Raw genomic sequence first — 22,929 nt, forward strand, 5'->3', positions numbered from 1 at the left:
CGCTGTTTTACACATTGTACCATGCAACAAAACATATTGATTATTGATGACGAAAAAAAGCTAAACGGCCTTTTAACCCGCATCATCGAACTGGAGGGCTATAAGGTTTTCCAGGCGTTTACAGGGAAGGAGGGACTGAAGATTTTAGCTCAGGAAGAGATACAGGTAGTAATAAGCGATGTAAAACTGCCCGATGTAAACGGCGTGGAACTGGTAAAACAGATAAAAGAAAAGCAGCCCTATGTTGAGGTGATAAACCTAACAGCATTTGGCACCATTGCCGATGGTGTGCTTTCCATCAAAAACGGCGCGTTCGATTACATTACCAAAGGCGACGATAACGACAAAATTCTCCCCATGCTTGCCCGCGCTATGGATAAAGCACACCTGCAACTACAGGTGCATAACCTGCAAAACAAAATCGTAAAACAGTTTACTTTCGAAGGTATCGTAGGGCATTCTAAAGCCATTAACGCCGCAATCGAGCTCGCCAAAAAAGTTTCTGTTACTGATACTACTGTATTATTGCTCGGCGAAACAGGTACAGGTAAAGAGGTTTTCGCCCATGCTATCCATTATAACAGCAAACGTAAAACTGAGAATTTTGTGGCCGTAAACTGTAGCTCATTTAGCAAGGAACTACTGGAGAGTGAGCTGTTCGGCCACAAGGCGGGTGCCTTTACCGGCGCATTAAAAGAAAAGAAAGGCCTGTTTGAAGAAGCCGACGGCGGAACGATGTTTTTGGATGAAATAGGCGAGATGGATATCAACCTGCAGGCCAAGATCCTGAGAGTAATTGAACAGGGCGAATTCATTAAAGTGGGTGATACCAAAACCACCAAAGTAAACGTGCGCATTATTGCTGCCACCAACCGCAAACTGGAAGGCGAGATAGCCAAAGGCAATTTTAGAGAGGATTTGTTTTACCGACTTTCAGTTTTCCAGATATTGCTGCCATCGCTTAACGAGCGCCGCGACGATATAGGCTTGTTGGCAAAGCATTATCTAAAAGAATACACACGAAAAGTAGGGCAGAAGATAAACGATATGAGCCCCGAGTTTTTAGCCGGACTGGAGAAACATAACTGGAAAGGGAATATTCGCGAACTGAAGAACATCATCGAACGTGCAGTAATCATCTGCGACGGCCCGACGCTCACTGCCGACCTGTTGCCGCTCGATTTTTACGATCATGCAGAGAACGCCCCCTCATCATTTGCGCTCTCATCTATCGAAAAACATCACATCAACAAAATACTCCATTATACCAAAGGCAATAAAACCGAAACAGCCCGCTTGCTTGGCATCGGCTTAACTACTTTATACCGTAAGATTGATGAGTATGAATTGGAGAAATGATGAACACGAATTTCGCGAATTCAATCGAATTACACTAATTTTTAGCTTCGTCCTGGTCACCTGTGTGGCATTCGTGAAATTCGTTTCAATAATTTTAATTCGTGTTAACTCAATCTTGAGGCGGACAAGCTCTGTGGATCCTCTGCGCCTTCTCTGAGCACTCCGCGGTAAAATCGACAGCCACACAAACCAGCCACCCCAAAACAACAAACCCCACCCCAAAACGATAAACCTCTACCCCGAAATGAAAACACACCCTTCCATTTTGGTAGGGTTTAATACGATAGGTTATTGTAAAAGTGCCTTTTTAGCGCGTATAGGCATTTTTTTCATTTTGGTATGCTGGTTGTTAGCCGCTGGGCATGAATAAATACCCTTTAACCCCAAACTATTGCCATTACTCGCCATCGGTTAATACTAACCTTATATTAACCCTTAAGATTTTCGCCATATGAGCCATGCACGTAAACTTACTGCCGGCGGCGTTCTGGTTACCCTCGGTATCATTTTTGGCGATATAGGTACTTCGCCTTTATACGCTTTGCAAACCATATTGAAAGAAGGCGGTCGCGCTGATGAATTTATGGTGCTTGGCGCTATCTCCTGCGTTTTTTGGACGCTCACCCTGCAAACTACTTTTAAATACATCTTTATCACCTTACAGGCTGATAATAGAGGCGAAGGCGGTATATTCTCCCTTTTTGCGCTGGTGAGGCGCTACGGCAAATGGCTGGCTATCCCGGCTATCATAGGTGCGGGTACTTTACTGGCCGATGGCATCATTACGCCGCCTATATCGGTAACCTCGGCTATCGAAGGGTTGGGGTTGGTGCCGGCATTATCACATGTTATTATCCCGGGCAGCACCATTATACTCATTATTGTAATCATCATTATTATATTACTGTTCTTCTTTCAGCAGTTTGGTACCAATGTAGTGGGTGCGGCTTTCGGGCCTATAATGCTGGTTTGGTTTCTGATGCTGGGCGGGCTGGGGTTTGTGCAGATTGCGCAATACCCTATTATATTTAAAGCTTTCAATCCTGTTTATGCGTTCGATTTGCTGGTAGAACACCCCAATGGTTTTTGGCTATTGGGTGCGGTGTTCCTATGTACTACAGGTGCCGAGGCCTTGTACTCCGATTTGGGCCACTGCGGCCGTAAAAATATCCAGGTGAGCTGGATTTTTGTAAAAACTACCTTGCTGCTTAACTACCTTGGTCAGGGCGCCTGGGTACTTAGGCAGGCCAACCCCCATATTGTAGATAGTGTAAACCCGTTTTTTGCAATCGTGCCACATGGCTTTATCATCCCGGCGGTGGTTATTGCTACCCTGGCCACCATAATTGCCAGTCAGGCGCTCATCAGCGGCTCATTTACGTTGATCAGCGAAGCCATCAGTATGAATTTCTGGCCACGCATCACCGTGAAATACCCATCCAATATCCGGGGCCAAATTTATATCCCCAGTATTAACTGGTTGCTTTGTATTGGCTGTATACTGGTAAGCCTTTACTTTAAAACATCTGAGGCCATGACGGCTGCTTACGGCTTTTCCATCACTATAGCCATGCTGATGACCACCATACTCATGTATTACTTTATGCGCTATGTAAAGCACTGGCCGGTGTGGCTGGTTACTATAATCCTGTGCATGTTCCTCACCGTTGAATTCTCATTCTTCGTGGCCAACGCCATTAAAATCGTGAAGCGGCTATTCTTCGTTGGCTTTGAAGTAGGGCTGATATTCACTATGTACATCTGGTTCAGGGCCAGGAAGATCAACAACAGGTTCCTGAGTTTTGTAGACCTGGCGGAACAACTCCCCGTACTTACTGCCTTGAGCGAGGATACCACTATATCTAAATTCTCTACGCACCTCATCTACCTCACCAAGGCCAATAACAGCAAGCAGATAGAGCAAAAGATTATCTACTCTATCCTTAGCCGTAAGCCAAAGAGAGCCGATGTTTACTGGTTCCTACACATCGAACGTACCGACGAGCCTTTTACGATGGAATACAGCGTGGAGGAGTTAAAAGATGACAAGGTTATTCGGGTGGAGTTCCGCCTCGGTTTCAGGATACAACCGCGCATCAATGTACTGTTCCGCAAGGTGGTGCAGGAGATGGTGGCCAATAAACACTTGGATATCACCAGCCGCTACCCATCCCTAAAACAATACCACCTGGCGGCCGATTTCCAGTTTGTGCTGATGGAGAAATTCCTCTCGTACGAAAATGAGTTCAGCGCTAAAGAAGGATTTATTCTGAATAGCTACTTTGCTATCAAACGTTTGGCGCAATCTGATGCCAAGGCTTTCGGGCTGGATACCAGCGAAACCAGGGTAGAAAAGATACCATTGGTGGTGAGCCCGGTGTCGTACTTTAACCTCAAGAAGATAGCGCCTTCAGGCCAGGCATAATTTTTTTTCTCTTATGATAAGCAACCCTTCCAAAATGGAAGGGTTTTTTGTTATACAGCGTTTTTATTTACGAGGTAAATTATCATAAGTTGTTAATTATCAAATAATTATAAAAAAATATAAAAATGTGGTATTGGTATTGGCATAGGTGATGAAAATAATAATACGATGATAACCATAATCCTTTTCCTCTCCCTGCTTTTGTTAAGCTGGGTAATTTTTAAATCAATCGACTGGTTCGAAAAAATCTAACAAGCCATGATAGCATTATTCATCATCTCCATCGCAGTTTTCTTATACATGGTATACGTACTGCTTAAACCCGAAAACTTTTAATCCCCTAACGCAATGAACACAGAATTTTTAGGAATCGCGGTCTCCTTTGTGCTGATGCTGGTTATCGGCATCCCATTGGGCAAGTACCTGGCAAAAATGTTTGCCGGCGAAAAAGTATGGACCGATTTTATGAAACCCATCGAAAACGGCATCTATAAACTATCGGGCATCAATCCTAATGAGCCTATGGACTGGAAACAGTTCCTGAAAGCCATGATGTGCATCAACATGCTTTGGCTGGTGTACGGCTTTTTTGTTTTGATGTACCAGGATAAACTGCCCCTTAATCCCGATGGGAATCCCGGCATGACGGCCGACTTGTCCTTCAATACCATCATCAGCTTTGTGGTAAACTGTAACTTACAGCACTACAGCGGCGAAAGCGGTGCCAGCTATCTGGTACAGCACTTTATATTTATGTTTTTGCACTTTGTGAGCGCGGCCACTGGTATTGCCTGCGCGGTTGCTTTCTTTAAAGCCTTCCGCGATAAGACAACTACTAACCTGGGCAACTTCTGGAACTATTTTGTAAAAGCCATCACCCGTTTGCTGTTGCCATTATCGGTAGTAGTAGCCTTGATATTAACCTTTAACGGTACGCCAAGCAGCTATGCCGGCAAAGACCAGTTTATCTCTTTACAAGGCGATACTGTTCACGTATCCCGCGGGCCTGCCGCACAAATGATTGCCATTAAACACTTAGGTACAAATGGTGGCGGCTGGTTTGGTGCTAACTCGGCACACCCGCTGGAAAATCCTAGCTATTTAACCAACATCACCGAAATTGTATCGCAGATGATCATCCCTATAGCGATGGTGCTTTGCTTCGGGTTCTTTCTCGGCCGTAAAAAATTGGGCTGGGTAATCTTCGGGGTAATGATGATAGGTGCCTTAATGCTCCTCATCCCGAGTATTAGCAGCGAAACGGGTGGCAACTCTGCCATTGCCAAAATGGGCATCTCGCAACCAACCGGCGCCATGGAAGGCAAAGAGGTTCGGTTCGGACCAATCGCTACCGCTTACTGGAGTACTTTTACCACCATCGTATCTACAGGTTCTGTTAACGGTATGCACGATAGCACCATGCCGCTTACCGGCTTATGGCAGCTGCTGGGCATGATGATCAACGGTTTCTTCGGTGGTTGCGGCGTGGGTGTGCTCAACTACTTTATATACCTCATTATCGCGGTGTTTATCTCCGGTTTGATGGTGGGGCGAACCCCGGAATTCCTCGGCCACAAGGTGGAAGCGCGGGAGGTGAAGATAGCTGCGCTGATTACCCTGCTTAGTCCGTTCCTGATAATGGCCGGTACAGCGATTGCAGCCTTTGTTTTCACCAACCACGGCAATGCCGATTGGGCGGTTAAACCATCGGCCTGGTTGAATAACCCAAGCTACCACGGTTTTAGCGAAATGCTTTACGAGATGACGTCATCCAACGCCAACAACGGCTCCGGCTTTGAAGGCTTAGGCGATAACAACATCTTCTGGAACGTAAGCACTGGCGTATTGATGATACTGGGCAGGTTCCTGCCAATCATTGGTCCGGTAGCCATTGCAGGCTTGCTCGCCAAAAAGAAATTCATCCCCGAATCGGCAGGTACATTAAAAACCGATACCATAACCTTCGGCCTGATGACCTTCGCTGTAATATTGGTACTTAACGCATTATCATATTTCCCTGCACTGGCCCTTGGCCCAATTGCAGAGTACTTTTCAATGGTTAAATAATCTGAATCATGACAACCAAATCAAATAAATTGTTCGAACCGGCTCTGGTGCAAACTGCACTGAAAGAGTCGTTTATAAAGCTGAACCCCAAGGTAATGCTGCGCAACCCGGTAATGTTTACCGTAGAGGTAGGTACCGTAATTATGGCCTATATGTGCGTTTACAGCTTCCTGCACGCCGGCCAGGGTTCATTTGCTTATAACCTTATCATCTTCATTGTGCTGTTTCTTACGCTGTTGTTTGCCAACTTTGCCGAGGCCATTGCCGAAGCCCGTGGTAAAGCACAAGCCGACAGCCTCCGCAAAACCCGCGAAGAAACACCTGCTAAAGTTTTGCTGAAGGATGGCAGCGTAATAACTAAATCATCAAACGAACTACGTAAAGGCGATGTGTTCGTTTGCGAAACCGGCGATACTATCCCGACTGATGGAGAGATCATCGAAGGTTTAGCTACGATAGATGAGTCGGCCATCACCGGCGAATCTGCCCCGGTTATCCGGGAGGCAGGCGGGGATAAATCATCCGTTACAGGCGGTACCAAGGTGTTATCTGATAACATTAAAGTAATCGTAACGACCGAGCCGGGCGAAAGCTTCTTGGATAAGATGATTGCACTGGTAGAAGGTGCATCGCGCCAGAAAACGCCAAACGAGATAGCCTTGACTATCCTGCTGGCCAGCTTTACGCTGATATTCATCATCGTATGCGTTACGCTGAAACCCTTTGCCGATTATGCAAATACCCCTATCACTATAGCTGCTCTAATTTCTCTTTTCGTTTGTTTGATACCCACAACTATCGGTGGCCTTTTATCGGCCATCGGTATTGCGGGGATGGACAGGGCGCTGCGTGCCAACGTGATCACCAAATCGGGTAAAGCGGTAGAAACTGCCGGCGATATCGACGTATTGCTGCTGGATAAAACCGGTACCATCACCATCGGTAACCGTAAGGCCACTCATTTTTGGCCCGCTGTTGATGTATTGCCGGATGATCTGGTAAAGGCTGCGGTATTATCATCATTAGCTGATGAAACCCCCGAAGGTAAGTCTATTGTAGAACTGGCCGGGCAAAGTAAAATGAACATTGCTACAACTGCCCCCGCAGGTGCAGAGTTCATCAAGTTTACTGCCGAAACCCGTTCGAGCGGTATCGATACCAAGGAAGGCCTGCGTATCCGTAAAGGTGCTTTCGATTCCATACGTAACCTAACCTTAAAGGCCGGAAACAAAGTACCTGCCGATGTGGAAGAACGTGTAAAAGCAATCGCATCAAACGGTGGTACGCCGCTGGTGGTATCGCAAAACGAAAAGGTTTTAGGTACTATAGAATTGCAGGACATTATCAAGCCCGGCATTGCCGAACGTTTTGAGCGCCTGCGTAAAATGGGTATCAAAACTGTAATGGTAACCGGCGATAACCCGCTAACCGCCAAATTTATTGCCGAAAAAGCCGGCGTGGATGATTTTATTGCCGAGGCCAAGCCCGAAGATAAAATGAACTACATCAAAGCCGAGCAGGCCAGCGGCCGCCTGGTAGCCATGATGGGCGACGGTACCAACGATGCCCCGGCACTGGCCCAGGCCGACGTAGGCGTGGCCATGAACAGCGGTACACAGGCCGCCAAAGAGGCCGGTAACATGGTGGATTTAGATAACGACCCAACCAAGCTGATCGAGATCGTGGAGATAGGCAAGCAGTTGCTCATCACCCGCGGTACGCTAACTACCTTCTCTATCGCAAACGATGTGGCTAAATACTTCGCCATCGTTCCGGCTTTGTTTATCGCTTCTATCCCTGCCTTGCAAGCCATCAATATCATGCATCTGCATAGTCCGGAAAGTGCGATACTTTCGGCTGTGATCTTCAACGCCATCATCATCCCGATGCTGATACCATTGGCTTTGAAGGGTGTAGAGTATAAACCAATCGGTGCCAGCGCATTGCTTCGCCGTAACCTATTGATATACGGTTTGGGTGGTGTTATTGCGCCATTTATCGGTATCAAATTAATCGACTTACTTATTTCCCTATTCTTCTAATTAATAATTAATAAGACAATGAAAAATTTAATGACATCCATACGCTTAACGCTGGTACTCATTGTGCTGCTGTGCGTAGTATATCCCGTGTTTATTTCCTTTGCCGGTAAACTGTCCAAAGGCAAAGGTGATGGCGAAACCATTGTTGTGAACGGCAAAGTAGTTGGCTATGCCAACGAGGGCCAAAGCTTTACCCAGCAAAAATATTTCTGGGGCAGGCCATCGGCAGTGGGTTATAATGCAGCAGGTTCTGCGGGTAGCAACAAAGGCCCAAGCAACCCCGATTATCTGAAAGATGTGGCAAGCCGCATAGATACCCTGCTAAAATACCACCCGTATTTAAAACGCAGCGATATCCCTGCCGAAATGGTAACTGCATCAGGCAGTGGCCTCGACCCGGATATTTCGCCTTTGGCTGCCAAGATCCAAATCAAACGGGTTGCTGATGTGCGTGGCTTAACCGTACAACAAGTTACCGACCTGGTTGCCGCCCATACCGAAGGACCATTGTTAGGCTTGTTCGGCCCGGCAAAAGTGAATGTATTGAAATTGAACGTAGCTTTAGATGAATTGGCAAAATCATCAAAATAACTAACTGAAAAGTTTTACCGCAAAGAGCACAAAGAAAAAACGCAAAGCGCGCAAAGGTTTTTAAGAAGTTTGACAAGCTTTTCCCTTTGCGCTAACTACCATGCAGATCTTTGCGCTCTTTGCGGTTAAAAAAATAGTAACATGTCAGACCAGAAAGACGACTCCGTAAAAAACTTCATCGAACTGTTGAAGGATAGCAGGCGCGGCAAGCTGAAGATCTACATCGGCATGAGTGCCGGCGTGGGCAAAACTTACCGTATGCTGCAGGAGGCGCATGCCCTGCTCAAAAACGGCATCGATATCCAGATTGGCTACATCGAAACCCACAACAGGCCCGAAACGCACGCCCTGCTGGCTGGTGTGCCTTATATCGCCCGACGAAAAACATTTTACAAAGGCAAAGAGCTCGAAGAAATGGACCTGCAGGGCATCCTCAACCGCCACCCCGAAGTGGTCATAGTAGATGAACTTGCCCACAGCAACATCGAGGGCAGCAAAAACAGCAAGCGCTGGCAGGACGTAAAGGATGTTTTGGAGGCGGGAATCAGCGTGATTACTGCAGTCAACATACAGCACCTCGAAAGCCTGAACGAGGAAATAGAATCCATCACCGGCATTGCCATTACCGAGCGCGTGCCCGATAAGGTGCTGGAACTAGCAGATGAGATCGTGAATATCGATCTTACCGCCGATGAACTTATTAGCCGCCTAAAGGAAGGCAAGATATACGATAAAACCAAGGTGGCAACTGCATTGCAAAACTTTTTCCGTAACGAAAAGATATTGCAATTGCGCGAGATCGCTTTAAAGGAAGTTGCCCACCACCTGGAACGAAAGATAAATGTAGAGGTGCCTAAGCAGATTAAACTGCGACCCGAAAAGTTCCTGGCCTGCATTTCGTCCAATGCCGAAACGGCTAAAATTGTGATTCGCAAAACAGCGCGGTTGGCATCGTATTACCGCTCGCCCTGGATAGTGCTATATGTACAAAGCAGCAACGAAAGCCTGGATAAGATCAAACTGGATAAACAGCGTCATCTTATCAATAATTTTAAACTGGCCACCGAACTTGGTGCCGAACTCATCAAAATAAAAAGCGACAACGTTACCAAAACCATTATGCAAGTAGCAGAAGAGAAAGAGGTTACCACCATCTGCATAGGTAAGCCTCATTTAAATTTGTGGCAGGTGATATTAAGAACGACTATATTTAACGAATTACTCAACAAAATTGCAGCAACAGAGACCGATTTGGTCATATTATCATGAAAGTAAAAACTAAACTCCGCCTGGGCTTCGGCTTTTTGTTTGTAGTGGTGCTGTTTTTCGGCGCTACCGCTTTGTTCTACATCCGCGATATTTCGGAGAACTCGAAGGCCATACTCAAGAACAATTACGAGTCGCTGAACTTTGTGCGGCAGATGCGGCTGTTGCTCGATAACGGAGGCATTAATGCCGATACGGCCGGCGAACGGAAGTTCGAGAAGTATCTGTCCTTACAGGAGCACAACATCACCGAGCCGAACGAAAAGGCAGCCACCGTGACCCTGCGCGCGGGGTTCACGGCATATAAATTGTCGCACCTAAGCAGCGATATCAATGTGATAGGGGCGGCCTACCATAAGATATTTGCAGGCCTTGGCAAAATAGAGGAACTGAATATGCAGGCGATCGTTCGCAAAGATGCCCAGGCACGAAAAACGGTGGATGACGCCACGCTTATCCTGGGTTTGGTGGCCAGTTTCTCCTTCATGGTGCTGTTCAGTTTCAGCGTCAATTTCCCTGGCTTTATTGCCAATCCCTTGCGGGCACTGCTGGCAGGTATCCGCGAGATTGGGCAGAAGAATTATGCCACACGTATCCACTTCGAGAAAGATGACGAATTTGCCGAAGTCGCCAATGCCTTTAACTCCATGGCTGCACAATTGAACGAGTGGGAAAATAGTAACCTGGCCACCGTAATATCCGAGAAACGCCGGATAGAAGCCATCATAGAACAGATGCAGGATGCCATCATAGGGGTGAACGAAAAGCAGGAAATACTCTTTATGAATGATGCAGCGCGCAAAGCGCTCAACATAAACGATGATAAGGTAATCGGCAAAAATACAGAAGCACTCACCAAAGGCAACGACTTGTTCAGGTCCATCATAGGTGATGATGCCCCCGCAAAGCCTTTCAAGATTGTGCTGGATGGGAGAGAAGCCTACTTCCAGTTGCAGAGCAGCAGTATATCGGTGCCCAATATCAACCACGGACCGGATGTATTGCAGATAGCCAACCGCCCGGCTGGCACGGTGTATATCCTCAAAAATATTACCGAATTCAAAGAACGCGACGAAGCCAAAACCAATTTCATAGCCACCATTTCGCACGAGCTTAAAACGCCTATCGCGTCCATTAAAATGAGCCTGAAGCTGCTGAACGACGAGCGCGTTGGCGCCATGAACAACGAACAGCACCAACTGATTGCCCACATAAAAGACGATAGCGACCGCTTGCTGAAGATAACCAGCGAATTGCTTGAGCTATCGCAGGTAGAAACGGGCAATATCCAGTTGAACTTTGTACCCGTTAGCCCAATGAAGATTGTGGAGTACGCCATCACATCCATCAAATTCCAGGCAGAGCAAAAGAAGGTAGAGCTGGAGATAGTGCACGACCATACCCTGCCCGATGTGCATGTAGATATCGAAAAAACAGCCTGGGTACTGGTGAATTTTCTGTCTAACGCTTTACGCTACAGTGCGGAAAAATCTAAAATCGTGATACAGGTGGCTGCGAAGCACGGCAAGGTAGAGTTCTCGGTAAAAGATTTCGGCAGAGGTATAGACGAAGCCTACCAAAAACGCCTGTTCGATCGTTACTTCCAGGTACCTACAGATGGGCAGAACAAATCCGGCTCGGGCCTGGGCTTGGCCATCTCCAAAGATTTCATCAATGCACAAGGCGGCACCATCGGCGTAGAAAGCGAGTTAGGCGAGGGGAGCAGGTTTTACTTTAGTTTGCCGGTGTGAGGGGGATAGTCTATAGTCAATGGTCGATAGGCCATGGATGCTGCCGCAGGGGCTTCTAAAGTTAACCCATTAAAATACTACGCTTAAAAAAAGTCGCTACTGCATACTTAATACCATAAAACGTTCCGATGGAACGTAAAATCGATGGTTTGCATGTTTCCTACCCATAAGCCGTCCCGAAGGGACGAAGAAGGTAAATGTGTATCCCTTCGGGATACCTTATGGGTAGAAAAAAGTAAGATATAAAAGTGCGTTCCATGGGAACGCTTTATGTTTTCGCAGGGTCTCTCGATAGAGGACCCTGCGCAGTAGGACAATCAACCAATGCTTGTGGTTGCCTTGTATGGTACCGCGAGACCTATTTGACACCATGCGGCAGCATCATCAAGCTGACCATATCCCATGCAAAGTGGCAAAATATGAGTACCCTGATGTTGCGGTATTTTTGATAATGGAGGGCAAATATAAAACCGATAAACATGGGCACCAGCACATTGGCCAGCGTGCCCCAGCGGGCATGCGCAATGCCGAACAAAACCGACGATACGACAACGGGCCAATACCATTTTTTGAAGAATAATTGCAGCCGGGGCATCAGGTAGCCCCGCATCACCAGCTCTTCTACGATCCCCGCCGTGAGGGATATGAATATTTTCAGCAACAGGCTGAATTGCCCGAGCCCTAAAACGGCCTCGTTTGTTTTGTACAGGCCCGCAAAATACAGCGCATAAGTAATGGCGACGTTACCGATGCCCAGCGTAAAGATGATGCCGGGTACGGATGCAAGGTAAAAAACAGGGCCGTAGCTTTTCTCCGGCCACAGCAGCAAAGGCTGTTTTTCTACGCGCGTTACGTACAGGTAGATACAGCCCAGCCAGAGCCAGTACAGGCACCTTGATATACCAAACATCCCTGCCGACCATTCCTTCATCCCCGTTAACGAGATGATGATATGGTTGATCTGCGCTATGGCAAAGAAAAGCAGCATCGTTAAAATCAGCCCACGGGTAACCAGGGAGCGTTGCGTGTTGCTTTTTACGGAGGTTAAGAGCATGGCGGGCTTGTATATTGTGAATTGTTTTATTGCGCAGTCTTCCCCATCAACCCCTCGTTGAATTTCAGCAAAAGGTTGAACAGGTCTTCGTATTCGTTCAGCGGCAGGGTGGCGCTGATGTCGTAAATATCGTGGTAGGCTTTTATGCCGCCGAGGGTGTACATAAAAAATGCGGGCACGCCTTTCTCGCTAAAAAAGTAATGGTCGCTATTGGCGGCTTTGCCGCGTGAGTTTACTTTCACCAGGTAATTCCCTTTTTCGTTTACGTGTTTAAGCAAGGCAAACTCCTTGGGGAACACTGATGCGTTCACCACCGTTATCCCTTCTATGCCGGTGCCTTCCAGATCCAGGTTCACCAGAAAGCGGATGTTCTTCAGGTCTATCAAGGGGTTTTCGGTAAAATGTTTGGAGCCTAGCAGTCCCGCTTCTTCGCCCGCAAAAAAAATGAAAGCCATGGTATAGGGCTGCGGGTGCTTGCCATAATACCGGGCCAGGCTAAGCACCTGGGTTACGCCGCTGGCATTATCATTGGCGCCGGGAAAATAGGTTTTGCTGCCCATGCCACCCAGGTGGTCGTAATGGGCGGTGAAAACGATGACCGAATCGGGCATGGAAGTGCCCTTTACCATAGCGCAGATATTCGCCGCCTTGAATGATGGGTTGAACGTATTCTCGATATCAATTTTGATGGTTTTCGGCAGGGTGCTTTGTAGTTTCTTGTCTAATTGTATTACCGTATAATCCAGCACCGTTTGCTCTGCCGACCAGGTGAGCTTGCTCTCCAGTGTTACCATAATGCGGTTCGCCGCATCAACGAAGTGGGTGCTATCCTGCTGCACCAGCTTACCTTCGCCGGTAACACCACGGCTATCCGGGCTAACGATGAAATCCCTGCCCGGCACCAAAGCCACGCCATTAATAGCTACTTCCATCTTGCCTGGGAAAGTGTTTACCGGGTAGCTGAATTCCTGCAGGTACGTTTTGCTGGCCATGGGTTTTAACCCGTAGCTTTTCAGTTCGCCGGCAATAAAATCTGCCGCTTTGCCCATGCCGTTGTTGGTATAACCACGCCCCCAAAAGTAGGGCGAGGTGAGGGTGTCGACCATCTTACGGGCAAATTTGATATCCTGCGCACGGCCCAGCTGGCATGCAAGCAGTAGTATAAGGCTTAGTTTAAGTTTCATCAGGTTCGGTTTATGCAATTGCTAACATACAAAAAAGGGAACAGAGTTTAGAGGATGGTTCATAGTATCACGAGAAGGGAAATCAAGGCCCTCCGTTAATCTTGCGAATCAAGGTTCAGACAAAAATTCGTCTCAAGTCCAATCAATCAATTATAATTGTATTATCTATGGATTATACGCCCATCCTCGCCAATATTGCCCGCTATGTTACCCTCAACCCGGAGGAGGCCACTTACTTTACCTCCCTGTTACATTACAAAAAAGTTAAACGCAAGCAATACCTGCTGGAGCAGGGCGACGTGGACAGCAAGATATACTTCGTTACCAGCGGCTGCCTGCGTAGCTACGCGGTAGATAAGAATGGCGGCGAACATGTGCTGCAATTTGCGCCCCCCGGCTGGTGGATAGTGGATATGCGTAGCCTGCTCACCGGCGAACCTGCCCGGTTGAATATAGATGCGATAGAAGAAACCGAGCTGTTCTTCATTCACAAGCCGGATATGGATGCCCTGCAATTGAAACACCCCATTTTTGAACGTTTCGGCCGTATGCTATCTGAGAATGCCATGGCCACCTACCAGCATCGGCAGATTGATAATATGATACTGAGCGCAATGGAGCGCTATGGCAACTTCTGCACCCTGTACCCATCGCTCATCCGGTCGTTGCCGCAAAAGCAGGTAGCATCGTACATAGGCGTTACGCCTGAGTTTTTAAGCAAGATGCTGAATACGGTGGTGATAAAATAGTTGGAAGGGTTGGAGAAGTTAGAAAGGTTTGAAAAGTTAGAAATGTAGTTTCTATTAATCTTTACAATTCAGGCATCAAGCAATCCTTTAATCAAGCGAATCAAGGTTCAGTTTCCCCTTCATCAGCATACTCTTCCACATGTAAGGCATGCGGCCGCAGCCCACAAAATGTGTTACTTCAAAACCCGTTTGCGTAAGCAGCTTGCTTAATGAAGCGCGCGACCAGAATTTGATGTGACCGCCCACCGCAACCGCGTTGGTATGCTTATCCCATTTATCAAAGATGCTTAGCACCAGATTTTTGAGGTAGCCATGGTATGGAGTGGTGAGTATCAGTTCGCCGCCGCCGTTTTTGGCAAGCACATCTTTGCAAAGCGCCATAAAAATGAAGGGGTTGTAAATATGCTCTATCACCTCGGTAGATACGATGGTATCGAAAGGCAGGTCGCGTATTTCGGCAGGGAGTTGGTTATCATCAAGGTCCTGTATAAAAAAGCGGCCGGGGTTTACTTTATTGGCAATGGTAATGCCGGTTTGCGAGGCATCTATGCCGTAGGCATTGTACCCTTGCGAAATCAGAAAGTTTACCAGGTAGCCGTTGCCGCAGCCCAGATCCAGTATGCAGCGGTTTTTATCTTTGTTCAGCAGCGAGATCATAGAGTCTTGCACGTATTGCCAAAAGGGGCCCGCGCGTTCGCTGGAGAAACTGTGTTCCTGATAATCTGCCATAGGGTAAATTGCGTTTTTGGTTGCAATATAATACATTTTTTGCAACAGGATTTGGGTTTTGGTGATAAAATTGGAAATGGTGAGTGCGGTGTTTTGTTAGTTTCGTGCAAGCCGCAATGGCCTGAACCCCTGATTTTTCGCGGGCTATTTATAGTGCATCTCTTAATCGAGAAAATCAGGGTTCAGATAAAAGGACTAGCATCAGCGCAATCATTTAATCAAACGAATCAGCGGTTCAGGTTTTTATGGCACCAGGCTTTCCGCTCATACGCGCCATGGCATTAGGCGTGGGCCAGCATTCGCTTCAATCCTTATCGCAGGTTTGGGCGCTATAAATAACCTACTTCAGACATTGTTGGGCCGCTACAAAGCTCCCGCTTCGGGCCAGTTGCTCCAGTGCGAATTCGGCTCTAGGGTAGGTTGATATTTAGATGCGTCACCGGTTACGATTACCTCGGCTATCTGCTGCCAGGTTTCGTAGCTGCTTGGGCGTTTTTCCCATTCCTCTGCGTTCATCATGGCAGATTGGGCGAGTTCCCGTTCGATCATCGCCTTTACATCGGGGATGCTTTGATCGAAGCGAGCCAACATTTCTGGGCTTTCAAAGGGCGATTTCGACTGACTGAACGTTTGGTGATACCATTCATTTATCACCAATATTTTCTCTAAATCTTTTGGGAGATACGCATATAATTCCTCATCAGTAGCCCGAAACAAGTCGGCATGTTTTAATATCAACAACCTGCCGGCTTCTTCGGCACTTATTTCGCCGGGCTCGTATTCTTTTAGTTCTATGCCGGCATCGGCGTAATCCTGCAGGTTATGCGATAACGGTACCTGCTGCCCGCGTACCAGCCAATATGCTGCATCGGGGTTTAAAGAATCTATTTCTACCGTTTCATTGAAGTTATCCCAGTCGATAGGGTAGGCCATATAGTAATTGTAGTTATTGCCATCTTCGCTTATACGTTCAGTCAGGCAATTGCCAAAATAGCGTATCTCCAGGGCAATGATGCTGCCACGCGGGTTATAGCCCAACACTTCTGAAACCATGGCCCAGCGGCCATCATCGCTGCGGAATACGTTCAGCCTGCTGTCAATCGTAAAAATATACGGGTGCTCCAGATTGGTGAAATTGTACATGCCCTCGTCGTCGCAATTATCGAGGGTGGAAAGGATTTCTTGTGTGGTTAGCATCATGCTTGGTTTTAGATGGGTAGGCTAAAAATAATTAAATTCTGGAAGTGTTTTTGGGTTTGAGAATGTTTTTTGAGCGATGGAAAAAAGTGCCCTTCATCAGTCGACGGAAGGCACTCAAGATAAGTCAATTTGATAATTACAATCCAAACCCGTAAGCCACCCGTGCACCCAAGGTGCCATAGTGGGCACTACCACCCGAGAAGTTCTCGTATCTAATACTAAAATCCCAATTTTTTGTGGCGTAACCAACGCTTGGTGCCAAAATGAGTTTGGTATCGCGTCTTACCTCCCCGTTAATATAGTTGCTTATACCATCATTGAGCCTAAAGCCGGCACCAACCTCGGCACCTACGTAAAATTTTTTTGTGATGAAGGCTTTTAGTCCCAGTTTTACGGGTATCATATCCTGATGGGTAGTTTTATAAGGGTCTATCGTTCCTGCGGGATTATAATACGTTTTTGCAAAAAAGCGGTAATACCCCGATGTAAAAGTTATGCCTAATCTGTCGGTGAGACCATATTGCAGCTGCGGCGTAATACCTAACCCAAAATCTGAAGCATACTTTTGAAATTTGCCCGTAGGGGCCAAACCATCCAACCCGATGCTGAAATTGAACTTGCCGGCCGGCGTGCTTTGCGCAAAGCTGTTTGCGCCCATGAATAATAATACCGCGGTAAATACCGCCACTGCAAATTTTTGTGCTGTTTTCATAATGTGATATTTTCGTTTTGATTTTAGCTGAAACGAAAATATTTTCTTCTGGATATTTGCGGGGTGGGTATTTAACAAAGTTTAACAGCTTGGTGGAGCGTAGGCCGTGGCGACTGAACCTATCGCATCAGTCCTTTCAATAGCTGCTCTACCTCATGGCCAAATTTTTCGGTAAAGCCATATTTTAAAGCCAGTTCAAAATTGCTGATGGCATCGGGCTTATTGCCTTTTTCCATATAAATTAGGCCCTTGTTGCGGTATGCGTAACTATTGCTTTTGTCTAGCTCAAGCGATTGGTTGATGAGCCCGAGCCCTTCCTCAGTATTGCCAAGCTTATACTTTACAAAACCCAGGTTATTTAGAGAGTATGCAAACGTTGGGTCTATTTCTATAGCTCGTTCAAAGTACGGTGCGGCTTTTTCAAATTGCCCGTGCTTCAGCAGATTGAATCCCTGGTTATTTAAAAAAAATGTGTTTTGTGGCTCCTCAAGCAATAAACTATCAAGTATTCCGGCCGATTCGTCGTAAGCCCCGGTCATGGTGTACACATACGATAGTAGCAACCGGTTATTGAGGGAGTCTGGTTTTTCGGCAATCAGTTTTTTCAACCCCGTTACCGACTCTTCAAAATTTAACAGCATTATATGACAATAAATTTGCAGGGCACTCAATTCCAGGTTACCCGGAAATATGGTCAGCGCAACAGCACATACTTCGCTGCAATCTTTATACTGTCGGTATGCATACAAATTATGGGCATTGTGCCGGAGGCGTAGCAACTCCCTCTTTTTGCCTGTTAAAAGGAAAAAGAACAGTTCCGATTTATTGTAAGGCTTGTTGCGTATTTGCTTTAAAGCAGGTGGCAGTTTGGCCATGGGCTTGCTGAAATAGGCCGACGTAATATCGCTGATGGTAATACCTGCTTTGCTGAAGGTTTTACTAATGTCGTTTTCGAAGCTTAAAAATGCCAGCAGCAGATGGACGGTGTCGGCAGCCGGGCGGTTATCTAACGCAGCAATTTTGACGCTATGCTTGCAGGCCCGTTCGGCATCTACAGTAAGCGCCACTTTATCATTAGCAGTTTGTTTCGCTGTTGCGGGAAATGCTGCTTTTACCTTTTCTGTCCACCATTCGGTATCGCAATGCTCCAGAAAGGGGGATGCCAAACAGTTACGTTGCAGCATCGCCACAAAGATGTGTGTGCAGCTGATGAACCCATGTTTCCAGGCAATAGATAATTTTCTCGATTCGGCTATGATGGGCCAAAGGTCTTCGGAGGTGTTGTTTGCCATAAAACTTTCGTGCACACAAAATAGGGTTTAGGCGGTGCTTTTCAATAGGATACCTGAGTGGTATTATGTATTTTTTTCTGTTCTCGGCCCGTTAATCCTCTTTATCAAGGCCTTGCCCAGGTTGATGCCGGGTTTCTCTACCAGTTTTTCGGAGATGATGGCTACCAGCATCGATAAGAAGATAGCTTGAACCAGATTGATGAGGAATATAAGGTTTACGTTTACCCGCAGGCCCAGCACGCTGCTTATTTTGGTGGAAACCGTGTAGGCGAATACGAAATGGAAGATGTAGATAGAATAAGACAATTGCCCTATGCGCGTAAGCAACGGGATTTTGAATTGGGCCTGCTTAAAAAGCGAGAACAGGAAAATGAACGAAATGCCGGCGATGAAAATAGGCAGGGTGATATTATTCTTGAGCGTGAACAGCAGATACATCGCCAACAGGAACAAGCCCAGGAAACAAACGGCACTAACCATGTTAGAGAACTTGATATCCTTCAGCCTATCGAGGAAGAAGAAACTGATGCCGATGATAAACACAGGCATCTCGTTAAAGATAGAGGCATAAAAAAAGTGATTGGTAAAAACTTCCTGATGGTAGATGAGGTAGCAAACAGCCACGTAAACGTGGGCTAAAACCAGCGCCAGCAAAGGCAGGATAAAGTAAACAGGCTTTTTTACGCGGGTAAATAAAGCGAATATTGCGGGGAAAACCACATAAAATACCATCTCGGTACCGATGGACCAGCCGCCGGGCACGATGGTATTGTTAGCCTTATCTACAAAACCATGGATGAAGAAAATATTGCAGAGGATATTGAAGGCGGTATAATCTGCACCGGGAGGCTGGTAATAATGGGGTTTAAGCAACGCGTTTACATCCAGTAAAAAATACAACAAGATGCCCACATAATACAGCGGGGCTATCCTGAGGAACCTGCGGATATAGAAATTGGAAACGTGGTTTCCATCGTGCCGCGCGCTCATGGAGAGGCATAGCGTATAGGCCGATAAAAAGAAAAACAGTTGCACGCCAATCCTGCCCAGTAACAGAATCTGTTGTACAAAACCATTGATATGCGTAGCATTTACAGCAACATGCGTAATAACTACCAATATAATAGCAACGCCCCTTAACTGATCTATATGTTGTAACTTTTGCGGTGGCTTTGAGGTTGTCGCCGCTGCTGCCGGTTGTTGGGCCATGGTGTTTTTATAAGGTAACACAATAATAGCAATATAAAATGTAAGCAGGAAGGCTTTATGGTTTTGGGTCGCCGGGTTGGAGAAGAGCATGCTTGCATTCGGTGTAAACCCACATCAGGATTAATCGCTAAAAGGGTAAACTCAATGCAGGATCAGACATTAACCCCTCGCGAATTGGTGTTTCCAAAGTTTTCCACTTTCGGTCAAAAAGTGTTTCACTTTCGGCCAAAAAAGTGTTTTGCTCGTTTTTGCTGTTTTTATTTAAGTATCTAATGTTGAATTTATTGCATAGTTTACTTAAACAATGGGGATGTTCCAAAGTGTCCCACTAAAAATACGCAACTATTTGATAATCAATAGCTATTTGAAAAATAGTGTTCCGCATTCAAAGTGGAACACTTTGTGGCTTTACTGACGGAAAAAACTGTATGTTTAAGCAGCAAAAACGCTGCGCAGAAAAATAAGATATTTTACAAAGGTTTGTCCAATACCGGCATTGCCAATCGTCATTCGGTTTTTAACAATTAAACTAAAAGCATCATGAAAGATTTCCTTCTTGTTTACCGGAGCAACTTTTCGCCCGTACCAACCTCATCTCCTGAAGAAATGCAGGCAATGACCAAAAAATGGATGGACTGGGTAGGCAGCATTGCCGCCCAAAACAAACTGGTTGACCGCGGCAATCGCCTCAATACCGAAGCGCGCGTGGTAAAACCCGGCGACGTAGTTACCGATGGGCCCTATATGGAAATAAAGGAAGCTATTGCCGGTTACTCCATCATCAAAACCGAAACCATTGAAGAGGCTACGGAAATTGCCAAGGGTTGCCCCATATTTTTGGTTGGCGGCAGCGTAGAGGTACGCGAAATTGGCGTTATGGCCGTTTCGTAACTGTCTGAATCAGAATTTACAGGATTTCAGAATGAACAGAACATTAACAGGCGCTTTGTCGAAAATCAAATTGTCGGGCCGCTATCATTTGCATCCTGTGAATTCTAAAATTCTGTAAATTCTGATTCTAACATTATTTATGCAGCAACAAGAACTCATACCGCACCTGTTCCGTACCGAGTACCGCAAGATAACGGCGGTGCTATGTAAGCTTTTCGGCATCGATAAGATAGAAATTGCGGAAGATGTTGCCAGCGACACCTTCCTGCACGCCTCAGAACTATGGGGCCTGCGCGGCCTGCCCGAAAACCCGGTAGCCTGGCTGTACACCGTGGCCAAAAACAAAGCCAAAGATTACCTTAAGCGCGATACGCTTTACCACAATAAAATAGTGCAGCAAGTGCAGCGCGCCACATCGGAATTGCAGGAGCCCGATATCGACCTCTCCGACCAGAACATCAAGGATAGCCAGTTGCAGATGATGTTTGCTATTTGCCACCCCGCTATACCGCCCGAAGCGCAGATAGGCCTCTCGCTGCGCATACTCTGCGGTTTCGGCATAGATGAGATTGCTGCTGCCTTCTTAAGCAACAAAGAAACCATCAACAAACGGCTTCACAGGGCCAAGGAGAAGCTTCGCGAACTTAACGTAAAGATAGAGCTGCCCGGCGAAACCGAGATTAATCAGCGGCTGGATACCGTGCTGGCAACCCTTTACCTGCTTTTTAATGAGGGCTATTACTCGCAGGCCCGCGATGTTACCCTACGGAAGGACGTATCGTTGGAGGCTATGCGGCTTACTCACCTGCTCACCGGCGACCGGGCAACCAACAAGCCTGCCGTGTACGCCCTGCTGGCACTCATGAGCTTCCACGCCTCGCGCTTTGAGGCACGGCTGGGTCAAAACGGCGAAACCGTGCTCTATCACGATCAGGACGAGAACCTTTGGGATGCCGAACTGGTAAAGCAAGGCGAATATTTTATGCAGCTAAGCTGGGAGGGGGACACCATAAGCAAATACCACCTGGAAGCCGGCATAGCCTACTGGCACACCATTAAAGCCGATAGTGCCGAAAAATGGGAAACCATATTGCAGCTTTATAACCAGCTTTTGATTCTCCAATATTCGCCCATGGCCGCGCTGAACCGTACCTATGCGCTAGCCAAGGCCAACGGCAAACAGGAAGCTATAGCGGAAGCCGAGAAACTGGGCCTTACCGGCAACCACTTGTACCACTCGCTGCTTGGCGAGTTGTACACGGATGTAGAGAATGGCAAGGCGGTGGAGCATTTAAAAACCGCGCTGACGTTGGCGAAATCGAAAGGGGATAGGGAAGTGATGGAGAAGAAGATTGCAGGGATAAAATTGTAGATTGCCTTTAAGTACGCTACCGTGAAGTACCTGTGCAAGTTCTAATCGTTTTTATAACCGGTATCTGTGCAGGGCAGGTGAAAGTTAAACGGTTTATGCGTAACCACAGCCTTATTCATGGTTTGCTGTATTTTATATAGGCGGGTGGCCATTTCAAAGCGTTCTTTATGGCTGCGTTTTAAACCCTCTTTCAGCAGTTCAATTTCGGCTTCGTCAAGTGTTTGCTTTTTCTTTTCCACACTCAAATTTAGTTAAAATTATATAAATGTTGAATTGTTGCAGTAAGTGGGCCTTGCAAAATTACCTCATGCCAATAAATGTAATAATTCCACGCCGGAATGATTTTTTTATTGAAATTAGCAGCCATCAATTTACCGCCAACATGACCGACGAATTAAAACAGTATATCAGCAGCTATGCCACCTTTCCAGAGGCGGAGCTGAGCGATATCGTAAGCCGGTTTAAGGAGCGCAAGGTTGCCAAAAACGATTTCCTGCTTCGCGAAGGCGAAGTATGTCAGCATCTGGTTTTTGTGCAGGAGGGCTGTCTGCGTTTGTATTATATGGATGATGATGTAGAAATTTCTGTATGGTTTGCTTTCCCCGATTCTTCGGCCATCGATATCTATAGCTTCATTAGCGATAAGCCCTCCAACTACTTTTTGCAGGCCATAGAGGATAGCACCATCTGGTACCTGCCCAAGGCCGAGCTGGAAACGCTTTACGCCCGGTTTCCCACCATGCAGGAAATGATGCGCAAGTTTTGGGAGGATGCCGTGCTTAACCTTATCGACCGCTTTACGGCGCTACAGCGCGATAGTGCTGAAAAACGCTACCTCGACCTGATGGCCAAGCCGCCTTACCTGCAAAAAATACCACAGAAATATCTGGCATCGTTCATCGGCGTTACGCCAACTTCCTTAAGCCGTATCCGTAAGGGCATACGCTAAGCTGCTACACACGCCCAGGCTGCCGATGTAACCGAACGAATAGGCCAGGATTATCAAATAGGTCATTGCAATCCAATCCGGCATTTT

At 46.7% G+C, this 22,929-nt stretch carries 20 protein-coding genes; 12 read left to right on the top strand and 8 right to left on the bottom strand.

Annotated features, from left to right (window positions below):
• Positions 1 to 21: 21 nt before the first annotated feature.
• The 8 genes from AC1DXC_RS08925 (at position 22) to AC1DXC_RS08960 (ending at position 11,501) form a co-directional block, all read left to right on the top strand.
• Positions 22 to 1,359, top strand: a complete 1,338-nt coding sequence (locus AC1DXC_RS08925; RefSeq protein WP_477458801.1) for a sigma-54-dependent transcriptional regulator — start codon at positions 22 to 24, stop codon at positions 1,357 to 1,359.
• Between the two features lie 451 nt (positions 1,360 to 1,810).
• Complete coding sequence (locus AC1DXC_RS08930; protein WP_477458802.1) at positions 1,811 to 3,784, top strand: KUP/HAK/KT family potassium transporter; 1,974 nt, start codon at positions 1,811 to 1,813, stop codon at positions 3,782 to 3,784.
• A 258-nt stretch (positions 3,785 to 4,042) separates the two neighbouring features.
• On the top strand, positions 4,043 to 4,120 hold the full coding sequence (locus tag AC1DXC_RS08935) for a potassium-transporting ATPase subunit F (RefSeq protein ID WP_078346467.1): 78 nt from the start codon (positions 4,043 to 4,045) through the stop codon (positions 4,118 to 4,120).
• A gap of 12 nt (positions 4,121 to 4,132) precedes the next feature.
• Positions 4,133 to 5,851: a potassium-transporting ATPase subunit KdpA gene (gene kdpA / locus AC1DXC_RS08940; RefSeq protein ID WP_477458803.1), complete on the top strand. Its 1,719-nt coding sequence runs from the start codon at positions 4,133 to 4,135 to the stop codon at positions 5,849 to 5,851.
• An 8-nt stretch (positions 5,852 to 5,859) separates the two neighbouring features.
• Entirely contained in the window at positions 5,860 to 7,893 is a 2,034-nt protein-coding gene (kdpB, locus tag AC1DXC_RS08945) for a potassium-transporting ATPase subunit KdpB (RefSeq protein ID WP_477458804.1), read from the top strand.
• Positions 7,894 to 7,911: 18 nt separating this feature from the next.
• The gene (locus AC1DXC_RS08950; protein ID WP_477458805.1) at positions 7,912 to 8,484 is read left to right on the top strand and encodes a K(+)-transporting ATPase subunit C; all 573 of its coding nucleotides are present in this window, start codon (positions 7,912 to 7,914) and stop codon (positions 8,482 to 8,484) included.
• Positions 8,485 to 8,625: 141 nt separating this feature from the next.
• Positions 8,626 to 9,753 (top strand): sensor protein KdpD, encoded by a 1,128-nt coding sequence (locus tag AC1DXC_RS08955; protein ID WP_477458806.1) that lies wholly within the window; start codon positions 8,626 to 8,628, stop codon positions 9,751 to 9,753.
• Entirely contained in the window at positions 9,750 to 11,501 is a 1,752-nt protein-coding gene (locus AC1DXC_RS08960; protein WP_477458807.1) for a HAMP domain-containing sensor histidine kinase, read from the top strand. The genes AC1DXC_RS08955 and AC1DXC_RS08960 overlap by 4 nt, the downstream gene beginning before the upstream one ends.
• 358 nt (positions 11,502 to 11,859) lie before the next feature.
• On the opposite strand, the gene AC1DXC_RS08965 is transcribed toward AC1DXC_RS08960, so the two are convergent.
• Both AC1DXC_RS08965 and AC1DXC_RS08970 read right to left on the bottom strand, forming a co-directional pair.
• Complete coding sequence (locus tag AC1DXC_RS08965; RefSeq protein WP_477458808.1) at positions 11,860 to 12,555, bottom strand: lysostaphin resistance A-like protein; 696 nt, start codon at positions 12,553 to 12,555, stop codon at positions 11,860 to 11,862.
• A 26-nt stretch (positions 12,556 to 12,581) separates the two neighbouring features.
• Complete coding sequence (locus tag AC1DXC_RS08970; RefSeq protein WP_477458809.1) at positions 12,582 to 13,739, bottom strand: M28 family metallopeptidase; 1,158 nt, start codon at positions 13,737 to 13,739, stop codon at positions 12,582 to 12,584.
• A gap of 167 nt (positions 13,740 to 13,906) precedes the next feature.
• Here AC1DXC_RS08970 and AC1DXC_RS08975 point away from each other — a divergent pair, with 167 nt between their 5' ends.
• Entirely contained in the window at positions 13,907 to 14,488 is a 582-nt protein-coding gene (locus AC1DXC_RS08975) for a Crp/Fnr family transcriptional regulator (RefSeq protein ID WP_477458810.1), read from the top strand.
• Between the two features lie 87 nt (positions 14,489 to 14,575).
• Here the strand turns inward: AC1DXC_RS08975 and AC1DXC_RS08980 are convergent, their stop codons facing one another.
• The 5 genes from AC1DXC_RS08980 to AC1DXC_RS09000 form a co-directional block, all read right to left on the bottom strand.
• Positions 14,576 to 15,217, bottom strand: coding sequence for a class I SAM-dependent methyltransferase (locus AC1DXC_RS08980; protein ID WP_477458811.1), 642 nt, complete (start codon positions 15,215 to 15,217; stop codon positions 14,576 to 14,578).
• A gap of 363 nt (positions 15,218 to 15,580) precedes the next feature.
• Positions 15,581 to 16,417: a DUF7003 family protein gene (locus tag AC1DXC_RS08985; RefSeq protein ID WP_477458812.1), complete on the bottom strand. Its 837-nt coding sequence runs from the start codon at positions 16,415 to 16,417 to the stop codon at positions 15,581 to 15,583.
• 136 nt (positions 16,418 to 16,553) lie between these two features.
• A complete protein-coding gene (locus tag AC1DXC_RS08990; RefSeq protein WP_477458813.1) occupies positions 16,554 to 17,129 on the bottom strand; it encodes a hypothetical protein in 576 nt (191 codons plus the stop codon).
• Positions 17,130 to 17,248: 119 nt separating this feature from the next.
• A complete protein-coding gene (locus AC1DXC_RS08995) occupies positions 17,249 to 18,421 on the bottom strand; it encodes a tetratricopeptide repeat protein (protein ID WP_477458814.1) in 1,173 nt (390 codons plus the stop codon).
• Between the two features lie 63 nt (positions 18,422 to 18,484).
• Positions 18,485 to 19,630 carry an acyltransferase family protein gene (locus tag AC1DXC_RS09000; protein WP_477458815.1) on the bottom strand — a complete coding sequence of 382 codons (1,146 nt, stop codon included), beginning with the start codon at positions 19,628 to 19,630 and terminating at the stop codon, positions 18,485 to 18,487.
• Between the two features lie 540 nt (positions 19,631 to 20,170).
• Between AC1DXC_RS09000 and AC1DXC_RS09005 the strand changes: the two genes are divergently transcribed.
• On the top strand, positions 20,171 to 20,521 hold the full coding sequence (locus AC1DXC_RS09005) for a YciI family protein (RefSeq protein ID WP_477458816.1): 351 nt from the start codon (positions 20,171 to 20,173) through the stop codon (positions 20,519 to 20,521).
• A 139-nt stretch (positions 20,522 to 20,660) separates the two neighbouring features.
• Positions 20,661 to 21,893, top strand: a complete 1,233-nt coding sequence (locus tag AC1DXC_RS09010; protein WP_477458817.1) for an RNA polymerase sigma factor — start codon at positions 20,661 to 20,663, stop codon at positions 21,891 to 21,893.
• 41 nt (positions 21,894 to 21,934) lie between these two features.
• Here the strand turns inward: AC1DXC_RS09010 and AC1DXC_RS09015 are convergent, their stop codons facing one another.
• On the bottom strand, positions 21,935 to 22,132 hold the full coding sequence (locus tag AC1DXC_RS09015) for a hypothetical protein (RefSeq protein WP_477458818.1): 198 nt from the start codon (positions 22,130 to 22,132) through the stop codon (positions 21,935 to 21,937).
• A 143-nt stretch (positions 22,133 to 22,275) separates the two neighbouring features.
• On the opposite strand from AC1DXC_RS09015, the gene AC1DXC_RS09020 reads away from it, so the two are divergent.
• Positions 22,276 to 22,842, top strand: a complete 567-nt coding sequence (locus tag AC1DXC_RS09020; RefSeq protein ID WP_477458819.1) for a Crp/Fnr family transcriptional regulator — start codon at positions 22,276 to 22,278, stop codon at positions 22,840 to 22,842.
• Positions 22,843 to 22,929 lie beyond the last annotated feature (87 nt).

It is taken from the genome of Mucilaginibacter sp. P2_D11, assembly GCF_056404435.1.